This window comes from Streptomyces sp. 8L (genome assembly GCF_020176795.1).
Taxonomy (GTDB): domain Bacteria; phylum Actinomycetota; class Actinomycetes; order Streptomycetales; family Streptomycetaceae; genus Streptomyces.
Map to the genome: position 1 here is coordinate 7,089 of NZ_JAIUKE010000242.1, position 4,187 is coordinate 11,275.

The 4,187-nt window shown below is 72.6% G+C and carries 4 protein-coding genes; 3 read left to right on the top strand and 1 reads right to left on the bottom strand.

All coding sequences use genetic code 11. The annotated features are described in order from the left end of the window. The first annotated feature begins 128 nt into the window (after positions 1 to 128). The 3 genes from LCE31_RS20565 to LCE31_RS20575 all read left to right on the top strand — a co-directional run bounded on the left by LCE31_RS20565 (position 129) and on the right by LCE31_RS20575 (position 3,220). On the top strand, positions 129 to 1,613 hold the full coding sequence (locus LCE31_RS20565; RefSeq protein WP_225016254.1) for an MGH1-like glycoside hydrolase domain-containing protein: 1,485 nt from the start codon (positions 129 to 131) through the stop codon (positions 1,611 to 1,613). 196 nt (positions 1,614 to 1,809) lie between these two features. Continuing rightward, positions 1,810 to 2,871: a M4 family metallopeptidase gene (locus tag LCE31_RS20570; protein WP_225016248.1), complete on the top strand. Its 1,062-nt coding sequence runs from the start codon at positions 1,810 to 1,812 to the stop codon at positions 2,869 to 2,871. Between the two features lie 82 nt (positions 2,872 to 2,953). Further along, positions 2,954 to 3,220: a protealysin inhibitor emfourin gene (locus LCE31_RS20575; protein WP_225016250.1), complete on the top strand. Its 267-nt coding sequence runs from the start codon at positions 2,954 to 2,956 to the stop codon at positions 3,218 to 3,220. Between the two features lie 85 nt (positions 3,221 to 3,305). On the opposite strand, the gene LCE31_RS20580 is transcribed toward LCE31_RS20575, so the two are convergent. Next, the coding region (locus LCE31_RS20580) for a hypothetical protein (protein WP_225016252.1) at positions 3,306 to 4,187 on the bottom strand (882 nt) is incomplete at its 5' end.

Below are 4,187 nucleotides of genomic sequence, written 5' to 3' on the forward strand. Positions count from 1 at the left end.
GCCCAGCCGATCAGCCCGCCGGGGGGCCCCCCGGGGGGCGGGGGCGCCCCGCCCCCCCCCCCCCCCCCCCCCCCGGGGGGCGCGGCCCCCCCCCCCCCCCCCCCCGCGGGCCCGCGGCGGCACCCGCCGTGCGCCGTGTCGTGTACGACCTGCCGACCCTCTCGTTCGACGCGTCCGCCCTCCAGGACAGACTTGGAACGCTGTACGACGCGGCACTCACCGACATCGTCGGCATCAACACCACCTACGCCGTGCCGGGCACGTACGACAAGGCCGGGCTCGTCAGCTACCCGCCGGGCAGCCTGGTGCGGGCCGGCGGGGGATACCCCGAACCGCAGCGGTGGACACGCGACGCCGCCATCAACGCCTGGAGCGGGGTGAGCCTGCTCGGCCCCTCGGTGGGGGAGAACACCCTGTGGTCGGTCGTCGACCCGGGAGAGGGCGGCGGCGCGCCGGTCGTCCAGCAGGACAACCAGTGGTGGGACCAGGTCGTCTGGATCGTCGGCGCGTGGAACCACTACCTCGTCACCGGCGACCGGGACTTCCTCACCACCGCGTACGGCGTCGCCGCGCGCACGCTCGCCCTGCGGAGGGCTGCGAACTTCAACGACTCCGCGGGGCTGTTCCAGGGCCCCGGGTACATGAACGACGGCATCGCCGGATATCCGGCGCCGCCCTGGGCCGCGGGGGTCGACTCCAGCTTCGTGCTCGACTACCCGCACGCCGACGAGTTGATGGTCCTTTCGACCAACTGCCTCTACCACGGCGCCTACCTGGCCCTCGACAGCATGGCCAGCGCACTCGGACACACCTCGGCCGCCTCCGGGTACCGGACGGCGGCGACGTCCCTGCGGTCCGCGATCGACCGCCACCTGTGGCGCGAAGAAGCGGGCACCTACGGCTATCTGGTGCACGGCGGCGACGCGCGGGCCGGGCAGGTGGACACGTCACAGGAGGGCGCGGGCCTCGCGCTCGCCGTCCTGTTCGGCGTCGCCGACCGGCGCAGGACCCGGCTCCTGCTCGACCACGCGCACTGGCAGCCGCACGGCATCGTCAACGTCTGGCCGCACTTCCCGCGTTTCAGTGATGACCGCCCCGGCCGTCACAACGTGATGGTCTGGCCGATGGTGCACTCGCTGTTCGGGCACGCGGCCGCGCAAGCGGGCAGGACCGACCTGTTCGCCCGCGCTGTCGACGATCTGGCCGAGCTCGTCCACGGCACCGGCGACAGCTTCTACGAGCTGTACAACTCGGTGACGGGCGCGGCCGACGGCGGCTGGCAGTCCGACGGCAGCGGCTCGCAGTCCCACTTCGACTCCCAGCCCGACCAGGCCTGGTCCGCCACCGGCTACCTGCGGCTCATCCACCACGGCCTGCTCGGTCTCCGCCTCTCGGCCGACGGGCTCCGGCTCGCCCCGTCGCTCCCCGAGGGCTGGGGGAGCGTCGCTCTGCGCGGTCTGGCGTACCGGGACATGACCCTCGACATCGAACTGACGGGCGCGGGAAACCGGATACACGACTGTGTGATCGACGGCCGGCGCGCCCGTAACCCGTCGCTGCCCGCACACGGCACCGGGCACCACACGGTCCGCATCGCGCTCAGCGGCGCGTAACCCGGCGCCCCCCGAGGGCAGTTCGCGGAACAACCGCCCGCCGGGGCGAGCACCGCCCCGGCGGGCGCCGGCGACGCGGCAGCACCGGTAACCCGCTGGACGACGGGTAATCCTCGAAGCCCCGGTCACCACCCGATCTCGCGAACATCAACGCCGGACAGTGACAAGTGGGTAACTGGCTGTCACATTGCGATACATGAACGTTTCCGGCCGTCCGGCCCACCCGGTCTTCTGCACGATCGTTCCCCCGCACATTCTCGACAAGCTGTCGCAGGCGCAGGACACATCACGTTCCGGGCGCGCGCGACGCACCCTCGAACACGACGCCCTCCAGCGGACCCGGCGCCGTTCCTTCGCGCCGCCGGGACCGGCCGCGACGGCCGCCGCCGGAGACAGCCCCCGCCGTACCATCTACGACGCCCGGCACACGCAGACCCTCCCGGGGGAGAAGGTGCACGCCGAGGGGGACGGGCCGTCCAAGGACGCGTCGGTCAACCGCGCCAACGCCGGCCTCGGCGCCACGTTCGAGCTGTATCTCAAGGTCTACGGCCGCCACTCCATCGACAACGCGGGGCTCCCGCTGAACGCCACCGTCCACTATGGCCGCGACTACGACAACGCGTTCTGGGACGGCGAGCGCATGGTCTTCGGCGACGGCGACAACGACCTGTTCCTCGATTTCACCATCCCGGTGGACGTCATCGGACACGAACTGACCCACGGCGTCACCCAGTACACCGCCGACCTGCAGTACTCGGGCCAGTCGGGAGCCCTCAACGAATCCGTCTCCGACGTCTTCGGGACCCTGATCAAGCAGTACGCCCTCGGGCAGAGCGCGAGCGAGGCCGACTGGCTCATCGGCACCGGACTGCTCGGACCGAACGTGACGGGCCGGGCGCTGCGCTCCATGAAGGCGCCCGGCACGGCGTACGACGACGACGTCCTCGGCAAGGACCCGCAGCCCGCGACGATGGACGGCTATGTGCGCACATCGAGCGACGACGGTGGCGTGCACATCAACTCGGGCATCCCCAACCACGCCTTCTACCTGGCCGCCACCGAGCTGGGCGGCCACGCCTGGGAGAAGGCCGGCCAGGTCTGGTACGACGTCCTCACCGGCGGAGCGCTCGCCCCGAGCGCCCAGTTCGCCGACTTCGCACGGCTGACCGTCGCCGCCGCCCGCGCCCGTTTCGGTGACGGCGACGAGCACGAGGCGATGGTCAAGGCGTGGTCGCAGGTCGGTGTCACCACGGCCTGACGACCGAAGGCGGCCCCGGCGGGGGCGGAGGACGGCGCGGCGCCCCACGGGTAGGGCCGCACGCTTCGGGTAGGAAGTCACCATGCGGATCGAAGTGCGGCGAACCGGCGGATTCGCCGGGATCGAGCGTCACGCCGAGGTCGACACGTCGACACGGCCCGACGCGCGGGAGTGGGAGGCCCTGGCCCGGCGCGTTGCCGACGCGGGCCGGAGCGGGCCTTCGGCGGGTGTCCCGGACGGCTTCAGCTACGAGGTCACCGTCGACGGCCGTACTGTCCACTGTGCCGACCCCGGCCTCTCCGACGATCAGCGTGAGTTGGTCGGCCGGGTCCTGAAGGAGGGGGCCTGAACCGCTGGTTCCCGGCCCACTCCTCCCCACCCGGGCACGCGCCGTGCCGTTCTCGCGGTCCTGTCGGCCGCCCCGGGCAGCGGCCCTACCGCGAGGGCGGGGCCACCGCCCGCCGTGCGGCGGCGAGATGGGCGGCCATCGCGCTCCGCACCGTGGCGAGGCGCGCGCGGTTGTGCTGTACGGCCTCCCGCTGATAGCCGTAGTCGACCGCGAACCACACTCCGACGACGTTCGTGTCGCCGCGGCACTCCTGGTCGGCGACGGCCACGCGCAGCTCCTCGCCGGTGGGGCCGGCCGCCGTGGACCAGCGGGGGTCGCCCGCCGCCGCGAGCGGATCGGTGTACGTGAACCCCTTGTCCTTCATGCAGTGCGACCAGGCCGCGAACACCGCACGCGTCCGCGGGTCCTGCCGGCCCTTGCTCAGTGTGTCGAACTTGAGCGAGACGACGAAGTCGGGGTTCCCGGTGGTGCCCGTGACACTGCCGGTCAGCAGCCGGTTCGCCTCGCCGACGCAGCCGTGGTCGGGGACGGTGCGGCCATGGACGTCCTGCCCCCCGGGGCCGTTCTTGCTGTGCGGGTCCGATGTGCCGGTCAGAGCGGTGTTCTCGGTGGCCGTGCGCGGCGGGGCCTGGCCCCCGCCCTGGGCCGAGGTGCCCTCCGGGTGGTAGCCCCATGTCTTGGCGTGCGCCATGGTCTGGAAACCGAAATAGCCGTCCATGCGGGTGGTGGGGGCGTCGGCGCCGATGCCGGTGGGATCGGTGTTTCCGCCCGGTTGCGCGTAGGCGTACCCGAACCGCCGCATGCACCGGGAGACCAGGGTCGTGTAGGCCGCGTCGATCGTCCTGGTCTGCCGCGGATCGAGGAGGTAGGGGTCCAGGGGCATGGGCCGGTGATTGGCGTCGGTCAGTACCGGGACGCCCGGCGAGGAGGGCGCCTCGGGCGAGGGCGGGGGCCAGGCCCCGCCGCG

What these genes read in the sequence shown, in the direction of transcription:
- LCE31_RS20570 (WP_225016248.1), top strand. Translation starts at nt 1,810, where the DNA reads ATGAACGTTTCCGGCCGTCCGGCCCACCCGGTCTTCTGCACGATCGTT.
- LCE31_RS20575 (WP_225016250.1), top strand. Translation starts at nt 2,954, where the DNA reads ATGCGGATCGAAGTGCGGCGAACCGGCGGATTCGCCGGGATCGAGCGT.